The organism is Kitasatospora sp. NPDC029367, assembly GCF_055569135.1.
This window is the reverse complement of record NZ_JBVHYH010000093.1, coordinates 1-14,443: the sequence shown is the minus strand read 5'-3', so window position 1 is coordinate 14,443 and position 14,443 is coordinate 1. Positions and strand designations below refer to the sequence as shown.

13 protein-coding genes are annotated in these 14,443 nt (G+C 72.5%); 11 read left to right on the top strand and 2 right to left on the bottom strand.

What is annotated here, in order from left to right:
• Nucleotides 1-121: 121 nt before the first annotated feature.
• From ACZ4W5_RS33940 to ACZ4W5_RS33930, 3 genes are all read left to right on the top strand, one after another.
• Complete coding sequence (locus ACZ4W5_RS33940) at nucleotides 122-2,755, top strand: FHA domain-containing protein (RefSeq protein WP_465658893.1); 2,634 nt, start codon at nucleotides 122-124, stop codon at nucleotides 2,753-2,755.
• Between the two features lie 251 nt (nucleotides 2,756-3,006).
• On the top strand, nucleotides 3,007-4,104 hold the full coding sequence (locus ACZ4W5_RS33935; protein WP_360241248.1) for a GAF domain-containing sensor histidine kinase: 1,098 nt from the start codon (nucleotides 3,007-3,009) through the stop codon (nucleotides 4,102-4,104).
• Nucleotides 4,097-4,750: a response regulator gene (locus tag ACZ4W5_RS33930; RefSeq protein ID WP_465658891.1), complete on the top strand. Its 654-nt coding sequence runs from the start codon at nucleotides 4,097-4,099 to the stop codon at nucleotides 4,748-4,750. The genes ACZ4W5_RS33935 and ACZ4W5_RS33930 overlap by 8 nt, the downstream gene beginning before the upstream one ends.
• Before the next feature lie 26 nt (nucleotides 4,751-4,776).
• Here ACZ4W5_RS33930 and ACZ4W5_RS33925 read toward each other — a convergent pair whose 3' ends face one another.
• Entirely contained in the window at nucleotides 4,777-5,580 is an 804-nt protein-coding gene (locus tag ACZ4W5_RS33925; protein WP_360241208.1) for a hypothetical protein, read from the bottom strand.
• Between the two features lie 149 nt (nucleotides 5,581-5,729).
• Between ACZ4W5_RS33925 and ACZ4W5_RS33920 the strand changes: the two genes are divergently transcribed.
• From ACZ4W5_RS33920 to ACZ4W5_RS33890, 7 genes are all read left to right on the top strand, one after another.
• A complete protein-coding gene (locus tag ACZ4W5_RS33920; RefSeq protein ID WP_402490595.1) occupies nucleotides 5,730-6,521 on the top strand; it encodes an ABC transporter ATP-binding protein in 792 nt (263 codons plus the stop codon).
• A gap of 122 nt (nucleotides 6,522-6,643) precedes the next feature.
• The gene (locus ACZ4W5_RS33915; RefSeq protein ID WP_402490593.1) at nucleotides 6,644-7,066 is read left to right on the top strand and encodes an NfeD family protein; all 423 of its coding nucleotides are present in this window, start codon (nucleotides 6,644-6,646) and stop codon (nucleotides 7,064-7,066) included.
• Nucleotides 7,067-7,076: 10 nt separating this feature from the next.
• A complete protein-coding gene (locus ACZ4W5_RS33910) occupies nucleotides 7,077-8,129 on the top strand; it encodes an SPFH domain-containing protein (protein ID WP_402490590.1) in 1,053 nt (350 codons plus the stop codon).
• 210 nt (nucleotides 8,130-8,339) lie between these two features.
• On the top strand, nucleotides 8,340-9,098 hold the full coding sequence (locus tag ACZ4W5_RS33905; protein ID WP_402490587.1) for a sulfite exporter TauE/SafE family protein: 759 nt from the start codon (nucleotides 8,340-8,342) through the stop codon (nucleotides 9,096-9,098).
• Nucleotides 9,099-9,171: 73 nt separating this feature from the next.
• Complete coding sequence (locus ACZ4W5_RS33900; RefSeq protein WP_360241223.1) at nucleotides 9,172-9,351, top strand: DUF1272 domain-containing protein; 180 nt, start codon at nucleotides 9,172-9,174, stop codon at nucleotides 9,349-9,351.
• Between the two features lie 59 nt (nucleotides 9,352-9,410).
• On the top strand, nucleotides 9,411-9,716 hold the full coding sequence (locus ACZ4W5_RS33895; RefSeq protein ID WP_465658888.1) for a 4a-hydroxytetrahydrobiopterin dehydratase: 306 nt from the start codon (nucleotides 9,411-9,413) through the stop codon (nucleotides 9,714-9,716).
• Between the two features lie 150 nt (nucleotides 9,717-9,866).
• The gene (locus tag ACZ4W5_RS33890; protein ID WP_465658886.1) at nucleotides 9,867-11,804 is read left to right on the top strand and encodes an outer membrane protein assembly factor BamB family protein; all 1,938 of its coding nucleotides are present in this window, start codon (nucleotides 9,867-9,869) and stop codon (nucleotides 11,802-11,804) included.
• A gap of 54 nt (nucleotides 11,805-11,858) precedes the next feature.
• On the opposite strand, the gene ACZ4W5_RS33885 is transcribed toward ACZ4W5_RS33890, so the two are convergent.
• The gene (locus ACZ4W5_RS33885) at nucleotides 11,859-12,389 is read right to left on the bottom strand and encodes an HNH endonuclease (RefSeq protein ID WP_360241232.1); all 531 of its coding nucleotides are present in this window, start codon (nucleotides 12,387-12,389) and stop codon (nucleotides 11,859-11,861) included.
• Between the two features lie 320 nt (nucleotides 12,390-12,709).
• On the opposite strand from ACZ4W5_RS33885, the gene tyrS reads away from it, so the two are divergent.
• Nucleotides 12,710-14,017: a tyrosine--tRNA ligase gene (gene tyrS, locus ACZ4W5_RS33880; RefSeq protein ID WP_360241251.1), complete on the top strand. Its 1,308-nt coding sequence runs from the start codon at nucleotides 12,710-12,712 to the stop codon at nucleotides 14,015-14,017.
• Nucleotides 14,018-14,443 lie beyond the last annotated feature (426 nt).

The following is a 14,443-nucleotide window of genomic DNA, read 5'->3' as shown; positions in this document are numbered from 1 at the left end:
CCCGGGGTGACTTTCACCTGCGGACGGCGGGCTGGAATGATTCCCCCCGTCAGTCAGAGGAACAGTGCACCCCCGGCCGGGGGCCAAATCGGGGGAACCGAGAGAGCGGGGCAGGCAAGCAGTGCCGCAACTCGTCATTGATATCAACGGACAGCAGCGGACTCTTGAGCCCGGGCGGTCCTACACCATCGGGCGCAACCCGCAGTCGGACTTCACGTTCGACGACGCCAGGGTCTCCTGGCAGCACGGGACCATCAGCTTCAACGGCAGCGGTTGGCAGCTGGACGACCACGGCAGCACCAACGGCACCTACGTGGCCGGCGCCCGCACCATGCAGGCCCAGCTGTTCCCCGGTGCCGTGGTGAACCTGGGCAACCCGGAGAACGGCCCCCGGCTCGCCTTCTCCGCGCCGGCCCACGCCGCCGCCCCGCAGCCCACCCCGGTGCACGAGGCCGTCACCAGCCGCAGCCCCGCCCCGACGCCCCAGCAGCCCGCCCCGCAGCAGGCCTGGCCGGGTCAGGACCCGTACCAGCAGCAGCCGCAGGCGCAGCAGGCCTGGCCGCAGCAGCAGCAGCCCGCGCAGCAGTACGTGCCGCAGCAGCAGGCCGCCCAGCCGTACCCGCCGCAGGACCAGCAGGCGGCGCAGCACGGCGGCTTCCCCGCGCAGCACGGCGGCTTCCCGGCGCAGCAGCAGGGCTTCCCCGCTCCGCCGCAGCACGACGGCGGCGGCCCGCAGCCGACGGTGATCCGCAACCTGACGGCCGGTATGCGCACCATCCGGATCGGCCGCGCGCTGGACAACGACATCGTGGTGTCCGACCTCCAGGTCTCCCGCCACCACGCCGAGCTGCGCCAACTGCCGGACGGCCGCTACGAGATCGTCGACCTCGGCAGCCACAACGGCATCTTCCTCAACGGCCAGCCGGTGCAGCGCCAGCTGATGGGCCCGCAGGACCGGCTGACCGTCGGCCACTCCAGCTTCGTCCTGGTCGGCGACCAGCTCCAGGAGTTCGTCGACACCGGCGCGGTCTCCTTCTCCGCCCGCCACCTGACCGTCGAGGTCGACCACAAGGGCGGCAAGAAGGTCCTGCTCAACGACGTCAGCTTCGGCGTCCCGGAGAAGTCCCTGGTGGCCGTCATCGGCCCGTCCGGCTCCGGCAAGTCGACCCTGCTGCGCGCCCTCACCGGCTACCGCCCGGCCGACCGCGGCGAGGTGCTGTACGACGGCCGCAACCTCTACAAGCAGTTCGCCGAACTCCGCTCCCGGATCGGCCTGGTGCCGCAGTCGGAGATCCTGCACCGCGAGCTCACCGTGCGGAAGGGCCTCAAGTACGCGGCCCGGCTGCGCTTCCCCGGCGACACCGAGGCCCGCGAGCGCGACGCCCGGATCGACGAGGTGCTGTACGAGCTGCGCCTGGACAAGCGCGCCGACAACAAGATCACCGCACTCTCCGGCGGCCAGCAGAAGCGCGTCTCGGTCGCCCTGGAGCTGCTCACCAAGCCCTCGCTGATCTTCCTGGACGAGCCCACCTCGGGCCTCGACCCGGGCATGGACCGCGAGGTCATGCAGATGCTGCGCGGCCTCGCCGACGACGGCCGCACCATCCTGGTCGTCACCCACTCGGTGGCCGAACTCGCGCTCTGCGACCGGCTGCTGGTGATGGCGCCGGGCGGCTCGGTGGCCTACTTCGGCCCGCCGGACGAGGCGCTGCACTTCTTCGGGTACGAGACCTGGGCGGACGTCTTCCAGGCCTTCGAGAACTACCCCGACCACGACTGGGCCGGCCGCTACCGCGGTTCGGTGCACTACCAGCAGTACTCCGCCCCGACCGTCGAGGCGGGCGAGGTGCAGCACGTCCAGGTCGCCCAGGAGGCCGTCCGGCCGCCCAAGCCGCAGAGCTGGGGCTCGCAGCTGTGGACGCTGATGCGCCGCTACATGTCGGTGCTCGCCTCGGACCGCGGCTTCCTGGCGCTGTCGGTGCTGCTGCCGGCGGTGATCGGCGCGGTCAGCGTGCTGATCCCCAACGAACCGGGGCTCGCACCCAACCCGAAGACCCAGCTGCACCTCAACAACGGGGCCGCGACGATCCTGCTGATCCTGGCGATCGGCGCCTGCTTCTCCGGGGCGGCCAACTCGGTCCGCGAGCTGATCAAGGAACGGGCGATCTACGAACGGGAACGGGCCACCGGCCTGTCCCGCTCGGCGTACATGATGTCCAAGATCATCGTGCTGGGCATCTTCTCGGTCATCCAGGGCGCGATCATCTCCGCCGTCGGCTTCCTGCCGCGCAAGCTCCCCGAGCACGGCCTGATCGTCAAGAACATCCCGATGATCGAGATGACCATCGGCATGATCCTGCTCAGCTTCGCCGCGATGATGTTCGGCCTGATGATCTCCGCGCTGGTGAAGACCGCCGAGAAGACCATGCCGCTGCTGGTCATGTTCGCCATCGTCCAGGTCGTGTTCACCGGCTGCCTCTTCCAGATCTTCGGCAAGCCCGGCCTGGAGCAGGTCGCCTGGCTGATGCCGGCCCGCTGGGGCACCGGCATGGTGGCCACCACGCTCGACCTGTCGCACCTCATGGGGCCCTGGAACAAGGACTTCCAGAACCCCAACTACGACCCGCTGTGGGACCACAGCGTCGCCCAGTGGTCGATCGACGCGGCCGTGCTGATCGTCATCTCGGTCGTGATCGGCGTGATCGTGACCCGGCTGCAGCGCCGGCACGAGCCCGAGGTCATGCAGAAGGGCTGACCAGCCCCGCTGTGAAAGGGCGCTCCCCCGGGTGGGGGAGCGCCCTTCGCGTTCTCGGGGCGTGCGGGCCCATCGGCCTAGGTCCCCGGACCTGCGCCCGGAGCGGCCGGGGACGGACGCGGACGCCCCCGCGCCGGCGGTAGTTTGGCGGTATGCCCAGCCCGACCGGTGACCACCCGACCCCCCTCGACCCGCGCTCCGCCTGCGACCCGCTGGCCGGCATCGAGGCCGTCAGCCAGGCCCTGCTCGCGATGAGCCGGCACCTGGAGGTCCGCGAGGTGCTGCGCCGCATCACCGCCTCCGCCCGCGACCTGCTCGGCGCCGAGTACGCGGCCCTCGGCGTGCCCGACGACCACGGCGGCTTCGCCCAGTTCGTGGTCGACGGCATCACCGACGAGCAGTGGCGGGCCATCGGCCCGCTGCCCCGCCAGCACGGCGTGCTCGCCGAACTGCTGCACGAGACCGGCCCCACCCGCCTCACCGACGTCCGCAAGGCCCCCGCCTTCGAGGGCTGGCCCGAAGCCCACCCCGAGATGGACGCCTTCCTCGGCATGCCGATCCTCGACACCGAGGCCGGCGAGGACGAACCCCGGGTGACGGGCGTCATCTTCCTCGCCAACAAGCGCGGCGGCGGCCTGTTCACCGACCACGACGAGGAACTGCTGCGGATCCTCGCCGCCCACGCCTCCCTCGCCCTCACCAACGCCCGGCTGTACGAACGCAGCCGCGAACTCACCCTGGCCGGCGAGCGCGCCCGGATCGCCCACGACCTGCACGACGCCGTCTCGCAGAAGCTGTTCTCGCTGCGGCTGACCGCCAAGGCCGCCGCCAAGCTCGTCGACCGCGACCCGGCCCGGGCCCGCGCCGAACTCGAGGAGGTCGCCCGGCTCGCCGCCGAGGCCGCCGACGAACTGCGCGCCGTGGTGGTCGAACTGCGCCCCGCCGCCCTGGAGGAGGACGGGCTGAGCGCCACCCTCGCCTCCCAGGTGCAGGTCCTCGACCGCGCCCACACCGCCGACCTCGCCTTCGCCGCCGACGGCGTCCGCGCCCTGCCGCCCGCCCAGGAGGCCGCGCTGCTGCGGGTCGCCCAGGAGGCGCTGCACAACGCGCTGCGCCACTCCGGCGCCGGCCGGGTCACCGTCACCCTGGCCGGCACCCCCGCCCGCGGCGCCGTGCTGCGGGTGCGCGACGACGGCCGGGGCTTCGACCCCGAGTCCGTCCGCCGGGCCGGTCGCCACCTCGGTCTGGCCTCGATGCGCGACCGCGCGGCCGCCGTCGGCGGCACGCTCACCCTGGAGTCCGCCCCCGGCAAGGGGACGCTCGTCGAGATGGAGGTCCCCGGTGCCTGAGAGCACGCCGTCGATCCGCGTCCTGCTGGTCGACGACCACCAGGTGGTCCGCCGCGGGCTGCGCACCTTCCTGGAGGTCCAGGACGACATCGAGGTGGTCGGGGAGGCCGCCGACGGGGCCGAGGGCGTCGAACGCGCCCGCGAACTCGACCCGGACGTCGTCCTGATGGACCTCAAGATGCCCGGCGTCGACGGCATCGAGGCGCTGCGCACCCTCAAGGACGGCGGCAGCCGGGCCCGGATCCTGATCGTCACCAGCTTCACCGAGCACCGCACCATGGTCCCCGCGCTGCGGGCCGGCGCCGCCGGGTACGTCTACAAGGACGTGGACCCGGAGGCGCTGGCCGGGGCGATCCGCTCGGTGCACGCCGGCCACGTGCTGCTCCAGCCCGAACTCGCCGAGGCGCTGCTCGCCGACGACGGCCCGCGCGTCCCGCAGGGCCGCGGCGGCACCCTCACCGAGCGCGAGCGCGAGGTGCTCGGCCACATCGCCGACGGCCGCTCCAACCGGGAGATCGCCCGCAGCCTGCACCTGTCGGAGAAGACGGTGAAGACCCACGTCTCCAACATCCTGATGAAGCTGGACCTCGCCGACCGCACCCAGGCCGCGCTGTGGGCCGTCCGCAACGGCGAGGCCCGGGCCTGAGGCCCCCGCCGGCGGTCGGCCCTCCGTCAGTGGTCCTCGCGCTCGTCCACCAGGGCGTTGTAGGCGGCGACCTGGGCCCGCCGCGCGGTGCGCCGCAGCGGGGCCAGCACCGACTGCCGGGCGGCCATCTCCGAGGCGCTCACGGCCGCGCCGTGGCCGCCCGAGGCGATCGCCAGCAGGGCGGACACCTGGCGGGCCGACTCCAGCACCCGGACGGCGCGCGGCGGGTAGCCGGGGGCCAGCAGCTCGGCGTGGCCGCGCCGGCGGTACGCCTCCAGGGCGCGCAGCGCCTCCGGGCCCGCGCCCGCCACGTCCAGCCTGGTCAGCAGGACGGTCGCCTCGCGCAGCCCGTCCGTCAGCTCGCGCTCGGCCTCGTGCAGCGAGGGCACGTCGGCCGGCGGGGCGTCGCCGACCTCGGCGCAGCGCCACAGCACGGTGGCCGAGCGGTCGCCCTCCGGGCCGAACACCGTGATCTCCGGCACCAGTCCGAGCGGTGCGCCCACCGCGAGCACGGCCTCGCCGGCCGCCATGGCGCGCTCGTTGAACGCCGCCGGGCCGGTCAGGCCCAGCGGGTGCCCGGCCGAGGGCAGCGCCAGCCGCAGGCCCGTCACGCCCAGCACCCGCAGCCGCCCCAACGCCCAGGTCAGCGCGTGCTGCTCGCCCGGCGCGTCCCCGGGCAGGTCGGCCACCCGGTGGCCCTCGTCGGTGCCGAGCACGGCCTCGGCGGCGTCGTCCGGTGCCACCAGGCCGCTCAGCAGAGCGTTGCCCCAGGCGGTCAGCCGCCCCGAACGGGGCTCTTCGTACGGATTGTCGGCAGGAGTCACGAGCATCCGGCCAGCCTACGGAATCGGCGGTCATCCGCGTGGCGTAGGTTTGCCCATGCGCGTGCGGCGCACCCATCCCGTGCCCACCGGCTGCCGGGGTCGGTCCGCCGCCCGCACCGACGGCCGACATTTGTGTATTTGGGGAAGGCGTGGGCATGAGCGACGTGCTGGAGCTGGTGGACGTATCCGTGGTCCGGGAGGGTCGCGCGCTGGTCGACCAGGTCTCGTGGTCCATCTCCGAGGGTGAGCGCTGGGTCATCCTGGGCCCGAACGGCGCCGGCAAGACCACCCTGCTGCAGATCGCCTCCTCGTACCTCTTCCCGACCTCGGGCAAGGTCTCGGTGCTGGGCGAGAAGCTGGGCGAGATCGACGTCTTCGAGCTGCGCTCCCGGATCGGCCTGGCCGGCGCCTCGATGTTCGACAAGCTGCCGGCCGAGCAGACCGTGCTGCAGACCGTGCTCACCGCGGCCTACGGCATGACGGTCAGCTGGCAGGAGTCCTACGAGCAGTCCGACGAGGGCCGCGCCCTCGCCCTGCTCGACCGGATGGGCATGGCCGCCCTGACCGGCCGCAAGTTCGGCACCCTCTCCGAGGGCGAGCGCAAGCGCACCCTGATCGCCCGCGCCCTGATGACCGACCCCGAGCTGCTGCTGCTCGACGAGCCGGCGGCCGGCCTGGACCTCGGCGGCCGGGAGGACCTGGTCCGCCGGCTCGGCGCGCTGGCCCAGGACGAGTTCGCGCCGGCCATGGCGATGGTCACCCACCACGTCGAGGAGATCGCCCCCGGCTTCACCCACGTGCTGATGATCCGTCAGGGCAAGGTGCTCACGGCCGGCCCGATCGACACCGAGCTGACCGCCCGCAACCTCTCCAAGTGCTTCGGCCTGCCGCTGACCCTGGAGCGCCACGGCGACCGCTGGTCGGCGCAGGGTCTGCCGCTGGGCTGACCCAGCGTCCGTCCGACTTCCGCGCGGGCCCTCGGAAACCGGTCGCACGGGCGACCGGTTTCCGCCCCTCGACCTGCGGGAACTGTCCGCCTCGAAGACCCTTCGCTCCCTAGGATGGTCGTGTGGACAGCTGGATCTGGTGGCTCCTGGCCGCCGCAGCACTCGGCATACCGCTGGTGCTCACCGCGATGCCGGAGTTCGCCATGTTCGCGGTCGGCGCGCTCGCGGCCGCCGGGGCGGCCGGGCTGGGCGCGGGAGTGGTCCTCCAGACCGTGACCTTCCTGGTGGTCTCGGTCGCGCTGGTGGCCTTCGTCCGCCCGATCGCCTACCGGCAGCTGCAGAAGGGCCCGCAGGTCAAGATGGGCATCGAGGCGCTCCAGGGCGCCACCGCGGTCGTCGCGGAAACCGTCGACGGGGAGGGTGGTCGGATCAAGCTCAACGGTGAGATCTGGTCGGCCCGCGCGCTCCACCCGGACCAGGTCTACCAGCCCGGGCAGCAGGTCGACGTCGTCGAAATCCAGGGCGCGACCGCCCTGGTCGTCTAGGGGAGAGTCCGTGGAACCCGTCCTTATCGTTTTGGTCGTCCTGGTCGTGGTGGCCTTCATCGCGCTGATCAAGACGATCCAGGTCATCCCGCAGGCCAGCGCCGCGATCGTGGAGCGCTTCGGCCGCTACACCCGGACGCTCAACGCAGGGCTGAACATCGTCGTGCCGTTCATCGACCGGGTCCGCAACCGGATCGACCTGCGCGAGCAGGTCGTCCCGTTCCCGCCGCAGCCGGTGATCACCCAGGACAACCTGGTCGTCAACATCGACACCGTCATCTACTACCAGGTCACCGACCCCCGGGCCGCCACCTACGAGGTCGCCAGCTACATTCAGGCCATCGAGCAGCTGACCGTCACCACGCTGCGCAACATCATCGGCTCGATGGACCTGGAGTCCACCCTGACCTCGCGCGAGGTCATCAACGCCGGTCTGCGCGGCGTGCTGGACGAGGCCACCGGCAAGTGGGGCATCCGGGTCAACCGCGTCGAGCTCAAGGCGATCGAGCCGCCGACCTCCATCCAGGACTCGATGGAGAAGCAGATGCGCGCCGACCGTGACAAGCGCGCCGCGATCCTCACCGCCGAGGGCCAGCGCCAGGCGCAGATCCTCAAGGCCGAGGGTGAGAAGCAGGCGGACGTGCTCCGGGCCGAGGGTGAGGCGCAGGCCGCGGTGCTGCGCGCCGACGGTGAGGCGGCCGCGATCCGGACGGTCTTCGAGGCCATCCACGACGGCGACGCCGACCAGAAGCTGCTCGCCTACCAGTACCTGCAGACCCTGCCCGAGCTGGCCAAGGGCGACTCCAACAAGCTCTGGATCATCCCCAGCGAGGTCGGCGACGCGCTCAAGGGCCTCGGCGGTGCCTTCACCGGCCTGGCCGGCAACGGCGGCGGTGCCAACGGCGGCGCGGTGGCCGCGCCGAGCGTCCCCCAGGCGCCCCCGGCGGCGACCCAGGTGCCGCTGGACCCGGCGGCCGGGCCGCGGCCGGTGGACGTCGAGAAGGGTGCCGCCCGGCCCCGGGTGGACCCGGCGCGGGAGTACCGCAAGATCGACCCGGAGTGATCGACCCGGAGTGATCGACCCGGAGTGATCGGACCGGTCCTCCGGTCGGGGCCCGCTGCCTGCTGGTGGCGGGCCCCGCTGTTTCTTCGGTACGCGCTCGTGTGGTGCCCGGGTGGTGTGGCGTACGTCCCGAATGGTGGTCGGGCCTGGTCGGGCGGGTGCGCCGTCCGGCATGATCCCCTCGGACAGGACCACGAGGAGGGGTGACCCATGACGCTCTGGGAGGCGATCGCCGTCCTGGTGGCCGGTGTAGGCGCCGGGATGATCAACGTGATCGTCGGCTCCGGCACCCTGATCACCTTCCCGGTCCTGCTCGCGGTCGGCATCCCGCCGGTGACCGCCAACGTCTCCAACTCCTTCGGCCTGGTGCCCGGCTCGCTCAGCGGCGTGTTCGGCTACCGCCGCGAACTGGCCGGCCAGGGCCGCCGGCTGCGCCGGATGGGCACCGCCTCGCTGCTCGGCGGGCTGCTCGGCGCGCTGCTGCTGACCAAACTGCCCAGTGGCGCCTTCGACGCGATCGTCCCGGCGCTGATCCTGCTCGCCCTCGTCCTGGTGGTGGTCCAGCCCCGGGTGGCCAAGGCCGTCGCGGCCCGACGGCGCGCCGACGGCGATCCGGACGGCGGCCCGGCGCTGCTGGCCGGGGTGTTCCTCACCGGCATCTACGGCGGCTACTTCGGCGCGGCCCAGGGCGTCCTGTTGATGGCGCTGATGGGCATGCTGCTCCAGGAGGAGCTGCAGCGGATCAACGCGGTGAAGAACGCGCTGGCGCTGATCGTCAACGGGGTCGCCGCCCTGTTCTTCCTGTTCACCGCGACGGTGAACTGGACGGCCGCCGGGCTGATCGCGGCGGGCTCGCTGGTCGGCGGCCTGATCGGCGCCAAGGTCGGCCGCCGCCTCCCGCCGGCCGCGCTGCGCGGGGTCATCGTGGTGGTCGGACTCGCGGCCGTCACCAAGCTGCTGCTGAGCTGAGTTGACCGGGCCTCGGACGGCCGTGGGATCGTACGGCGGACCGAACCGTCGTACCTGAACCGGAGAGTGTGCCATGGCCCTGGAGATGCGCGAGATCTGCGAGCGCTGTGAGGTGTCGCTGACCGCCGACGGCCCCGCCTCGATATGTTCCTTCGAGTGCACCTTCTGCGCCGACTGCACCGAGGCCATGGCCGCCAACTGCCCCAACTGCGGCGGCGAACTGGTGGTCCGTCCGCGCCGGAAGGCCGCCTGACCGGCACCCCGCCCGACCGGCACCCCGCCGGCACGACCGACGACCCCCGGAGCGCACCGATGAGCAGCAGGGCCCGACTGAGCGAGGACGAGATCGTGGCGGCCCTGGCGGCCGTGCCGCTGTGGCGCCGGGACGGCGACAGCATCGTCCGCAGCGCCGACGCCCCCGACTTCCCGGCCGCGATCCGGGTGGTCGTCGCCGTCGCCGAGCAGGCCGAGGCGCTCGACCACCACCCCGACATCGACATCCGCTGGCGCACCCTGCGCTTCGTGCTGTCCACGCACAGCGCCGGCGGCCTCACCGGCCTGGACTTCACCCTCGCCGCCCGGATCGACGAGGCCCTGCGCGCGGAGTCCGCGGCCTGAGAGCCCGCTCCGCCTTGCTCGGCCTTGCTCCGTCCCGCCCGGTCCCGTGCCGCCCCCTCTTGCGCCGAGGGCCCGGGCGGCGGGCCGGGGCGGGCGTGAGATGCTGACTGCCGCAATCGGCAGGCAGCGGGGGCAGGGAGGGACGGAACGGTGGCGCAGGAGCCCTTCGGAGACCCCCACGCCCAGCAGCAGCAGCCGTGGTACCCCCAGGGCCCGCAGCAGGACTGGCCGGGATACCACGACCCGCAGCAGCAGGCGCAGTGGCAGCAGCCGGAGCCGCACGGGCAGTGGCCGCAGGCGCCGCACCACGAGCAGCAGGGCGGTCACTGGCAGCCCGCGTACGACCAGCAGGGCGGCTACGGGCAGACCGGCTACGTCGAGGGCGGGTACGCCCAGGGGCAGCCGTACCAGCCGTACCAGCAGTCGCAGCCGGGCTATCCGGAGCACTCGGAGTACCCCGGGAACCCGGGGTACGGGCAGCAGCAGCCGTACGCCGCCGAGCCGCAGGACCGGCCGGTGGCGGACGGGCTGTACGTCCCGGCGGGGGCGGAGTACTCGGCCGACGGGTACGTGCGGTTGGAGGAATCCCCGGAGCCCCCGGCGGAGCCGGCGGCCGCCGTGGGGGAGACCGGTGACCAGGCCGCCGCGCCTGCGGCGCCTGCCGAGCCCGCCGAGCCCGCTGCGCGCTCGCGCGCGGGCCGGCGCGGTGACGGCGGTTCCGCCTCTCCCGCCGCCTCCTCGCTCGTGGACAAGGTCCGGTCGGCCGTGCTGACCGGGGAGCACGTGCCCAGTCGACGGGCCCTGCTGGTGCGGGCCGGCGCCGGGGTGGCCGCGCTCGGGGTGCTGATAACCGCCGCGCTGACGGTCGGTGCCGAGGGCGGTGGCAGCGCGGCCGCGAGCAGCGGAGGCGAGCCCGGGTTCGCGGTGGCGCACACCAAGGCCTGGTCCGCGCAGCCCGTCGCCGCCGCGCAGCCCGCGGGCGACGACACGCTGGTCGGCAGCTGGCTGCTGGCCGACGCGGTGGTCCGCGCCGACGGCTCCGGCGTGCACGCCTACGACCGGACGGCGGGCAAGCCGACCTGGTCGGTCGAGCCCCCGGCGGCCGGGGCCGTCCCGTGCGGACTGTCGGCGGGCGTGAACCAGGCCGGGCTGGGCGCCGCCCTGTTCCGGCCGCAGGCCGACCCGAAGAGCCCCTGCACGCTGGTCGCCGCCGTGGACACCAAGACCGGCAAGACCGCCTGGACCAAGACCCTCTCGGACGCCAAGGGCGCCTACTCGGCGCGGATCGGCGTCACCGAGGACATGGTGATCGCGGTCGGCGACGACCGGGCGGTGGCCTGGGCGTCGGGCGACGGGAAGGACGTCTGGCAGTACACCGGCCAGGGCAAGTTCTGCACCCTGTCCGGCGGCGTCACCGGCAAGACCGTGCTGGTCGCCTCCACCTGCGCCGACTCCACGCCCGCCGACCAGGCCGTCTCGCTGAACGCGGCGGACGGCAAGGTCGGCTGGTGGCGGGGCCTGAACAACCAGCCGAAGACCGTCACCGTCCTCTCCGCCGAACCCGCCGTGGTGCTCACCACGGGCGCGAAGCCCGAGGACGACCGGGTGTTCGCCTGGGGCTCGGCAGGCGACCCGGCCGCCGAGATCCCGGTGGTCACCGACGGCGGCCGGCTGGCCGTCACCCATGGGACGTTTTCGGCCACCCCCGAGGTCTTCTTCGAGGGCCGCACGATGGTGGCCGCGATGACCCCGGCGAACCCGGGCGGGCCGGTGTCCGCCGTCGGCTACGACCTGGACACGGGCAAGCAGCGCTGGAAGGCGCCGACCACCGCCAAGGGCACCGCCCGGGCTGTCGGCATCGACGGCGGCTCGCTGGTGCTGGCCGCCGACGAGCGCCGCGACCAGCCCGCCCGCCTCGGCCGCTTCCCGCTGGCGGGCGGCCAGGAGGCGGTCGGCGGCAACTTCCCGTCCGGCACCGGCTCGCTGCTGCTCTCCGGGCGGGTGCTGATCGGTGGCGGGCAGGTGGTCGTGGTGCCCGAGCACGCGGCCAACTACGGAACGGCCTCGGGCTTCCAGGCGAAGGGCTGAGCCCCGGGACCCGGCCGTGTGGGTGGCCGGGCCGTGTGGTTGGCCGGGCCGTCGCTAGGCCGCCGTGACCGGCTGCCCCGGTACGGCCGGCAGCCAGTCGGCGAGCTCCCGGGCCTCCGAGCCGCGCAGACCCAGCGCCAGCATCAGGGTGGCCTGCGGCGTCGGGACGAACGGGCGCCGGAGCAGCTTCATCCCGGCCTGCTCGGGTGTCCGGTCGGCCTTGCGCTGGTTGTCCTCGGCGCACGCGGCCACGGTGTTCAGCCAACTGTCCTCGCCACCGCGCGACTTGGGGTGGAGGTGGTCCACCGTGGTGGCCCGGTGCCCGCAGTACGCGCACAGGTGCTGGTCCCTGGCCAGGACTCCCCGCCGCGACCACGGGGCCTGTTGTCGGAACGGCACCCTCACGTACCTCTGCAGTCTGATCACCCGGGGCACCGGAACGATCACGCCCGTACCCCGGATCGAGCGCAACGGATGCGCCTGCTCCACCACCGCCTTGTCCTGGAGCACCAGGACGACGGCGCGCTGGAGCGACACCGTCGTCAGGGGCTCGTAGCTCGCGTTCAGAACCAGCGTGTTGCGCACTGGGCACACCCTTCCCACGGGCGTGCCACGGCGGCACGACCGTCTCCACACACGTCACTGCCGCCGCGCGGCGGTGAAACCACTCTGAATGGGCCCACAGCCGACTAACAACGGAATTTCCGGTATCGGGGAGGGACCCGGGGGAGGGACCCCGGCCGAATCGGGGCGGGACCCCGGCCGACCGGCCCGGTGCCTCGGGGGAAACTCGCTGGCCGGAACCGCGTAGGCTCTATCAGGCTGGAGTCGTACCGACCCGGAGCCCGACCGAACCGAACCGGGCCGACAACGGGCGGACGCCCGATCGAAGGAGAAGCGTGACCGTGACGGACATCGTCGACGAGCTGCGGTGGCGTGGGCTGATCGCCCTGTCCACCGACGAGGACGCACTGCGCAAGGCGTTCGCGGACGGCCCGGTCACGTTCTATTGCGGCTTCGACCCGACGGCCCCCAGCCTGCACCTCGGCAACCTCGTGCAGATCCTCACCATGCGCCGCATCCAGCAGGCGGGGAACCTTCCGCTCGGCCTGGTCGGTGGCGCCACCGGCCTGATCGGCGACCCGAAGCCCACCGCCGAGCGCGTGCTCAACGACCCCGAGACGGTGGCCGGCTGGGTCGAGCGCCTGCGCGGCCAGATCTCGCGCTTCCTCGACTTCGAGGGCCCGTACGCGGCGCGTATGGTCAACAACCTGGACTGGACCTCCGGGATGTCGGCGATCAGCCTGCTGCGCGACGTCGGCAAGTACTTCCGGGTCAACAACATGATCGCCAAGGAGGCCGTCGCCCGACGGCTCAACTCCGACGCGGGCATCAGCTACACCGAGTTCAGCTACCAGATCCTCCAGGGCATGGACTTCCTGGAGCTGAACCGCCGCTACGGCTGCACCCTGCAGACCGGCGGTAGCGACCAGTGGGGCAACCTGACCGCCGGCACGGACCTGATCCGCAAGGCCGAAGGCAAGTCCGTGCACGCGCTGGCCACGCCGCTGATCGTCAAGGCCGACGGCACCAAGTTCGGCAAGACCGAGTCCGGCACGGTCTGGCTCGACCCCGAGCTGACCACCCCGTACGCCTTCTACCAGTTCTGGCTGAACGCGGACGACCGGGACGTCTCCAACTTCCTGCGGATCTTCAGCTTCCGCTCGAAGGAGGAGATCGAGGAGCTGGAGCGCGAGACCTCCGAGCGCCCCGCCGCCCGTCTCGCCCAGCGCGCCCTGGCCGAGGAGCTCACGACCCTCGTCCACGGCGCCGAGCAGTACGAGCGCGCGGTCGCTGCGTCCAAGGCCCTGTTCGGGCAGGGCGACCTGGCCGACCTGGAGGCCCCGACCCTGGCCGCGGCCCTCGCCGAGGTCCCGAAGGCCGAGGTCACCGAACTCCAGCCGATCGTCGACCTGTTGGTCGCCGTCGGCTTGGCGCCGAGCCGCTCGGCCGCCCGCCGGACGGTCAAGGAGGGCGGCGCCTACCTCAACAACGTCAAGGTGACGGACGAGGAGGCGGTGCCGACCGAGGCCGACCTGCTGCACGGGCGCTGGCTCGTGCTGCGCCGCGGCAAGCGGAACCTGGCGGCGGCGGAGCTGGTGCCGGCGTCGGCGGCGGCTGGCTCGGTTGACTCGGCTGGTTCGGCCGAGTGAGCGAATGACTGAAAACCGACGCCGCTGAGCTGCGGCTTCGATGATCGAGGGCGGGATCCAGCCGGATCCCGCCCTCGACGTTTGACGATGCCCTCCAGGTGGCCTAGTGTTGAACGAGTCGCTGGAGCGGCCACCCCACTCAGCAAGACCCACTCTCACACTTCGAAGCCCATTCGGTTGGGTTCGTCGGCGTATCCGTCGACAGGGTGTGATCGTGAATTTCGAGTCACTCTTGAAATGCGCTAAAGTGGTGGTCGTCGCGAAAAGCGGCCCGACCAGTTCGGAAAATCGGATGAATGAAACTCCGGAAAACGGAGCGGAAAGCGTCTGGTAAGCTGGGAACACGAAAGAACGAAGCGCCCGGAGGGCCCGCTGGAAGGCGGTCCGAAGGAAGCGTCCGTTCCTTGAGAACTCAACAGCGTGCCA

What these genes read in the sequence shown, in the direction of transcription:
- ACZ4W5_RS33935 (WP_360241248.1), top strand. Translation starts at nt 3,007, where the DNA reads ATGAGCCGGCACCTGGAGGTCCGCGAGGTGCTGCGCCGCATCACCGCC.
- ACZ4W5_RS33925 (WP_360241208.1), bottom strand. Translation starts at nt 5,580, where the DNA reads ATGCTCGTGACTCCTGCCGACAATCCGTACGAAGAGCCCCGTTCGGGG.
- ACZ4W5_RS33920 (WP_402490595.1), top strand. Translation starts at nt 5,730, where the DNA reads ATGAGCGACGTGCTGGAGCTGGTGGACGTATCCGTGGTCCGGGAGGGT.
- ACZ4W5_RS33905 (WP_402490587.1), top strand. Translation starts at nt 8,340, where the DNA reads ATGACGCTCTGGGAGGCGATCGCCGTCCTGGTGGCCGGTGTAGGCGCC.
- ACZ4W5_RS33900 (WP_360241223.1), top strand. Translation starts at nt 9,172, where the DNA reads ATGGCCCTGGAGATGCGCGAGATCTGCGAGCGCTGTGAGGTGTCGCTG.
- ACZ4W5_RS33895 (WP_465658888.1), top strand. Translation starts at nt 9,411, where the DNA reads ATGAGCAGCAGGGCCCGACTGAGCGAGGACGAGATCGTGGCGGCCCTG.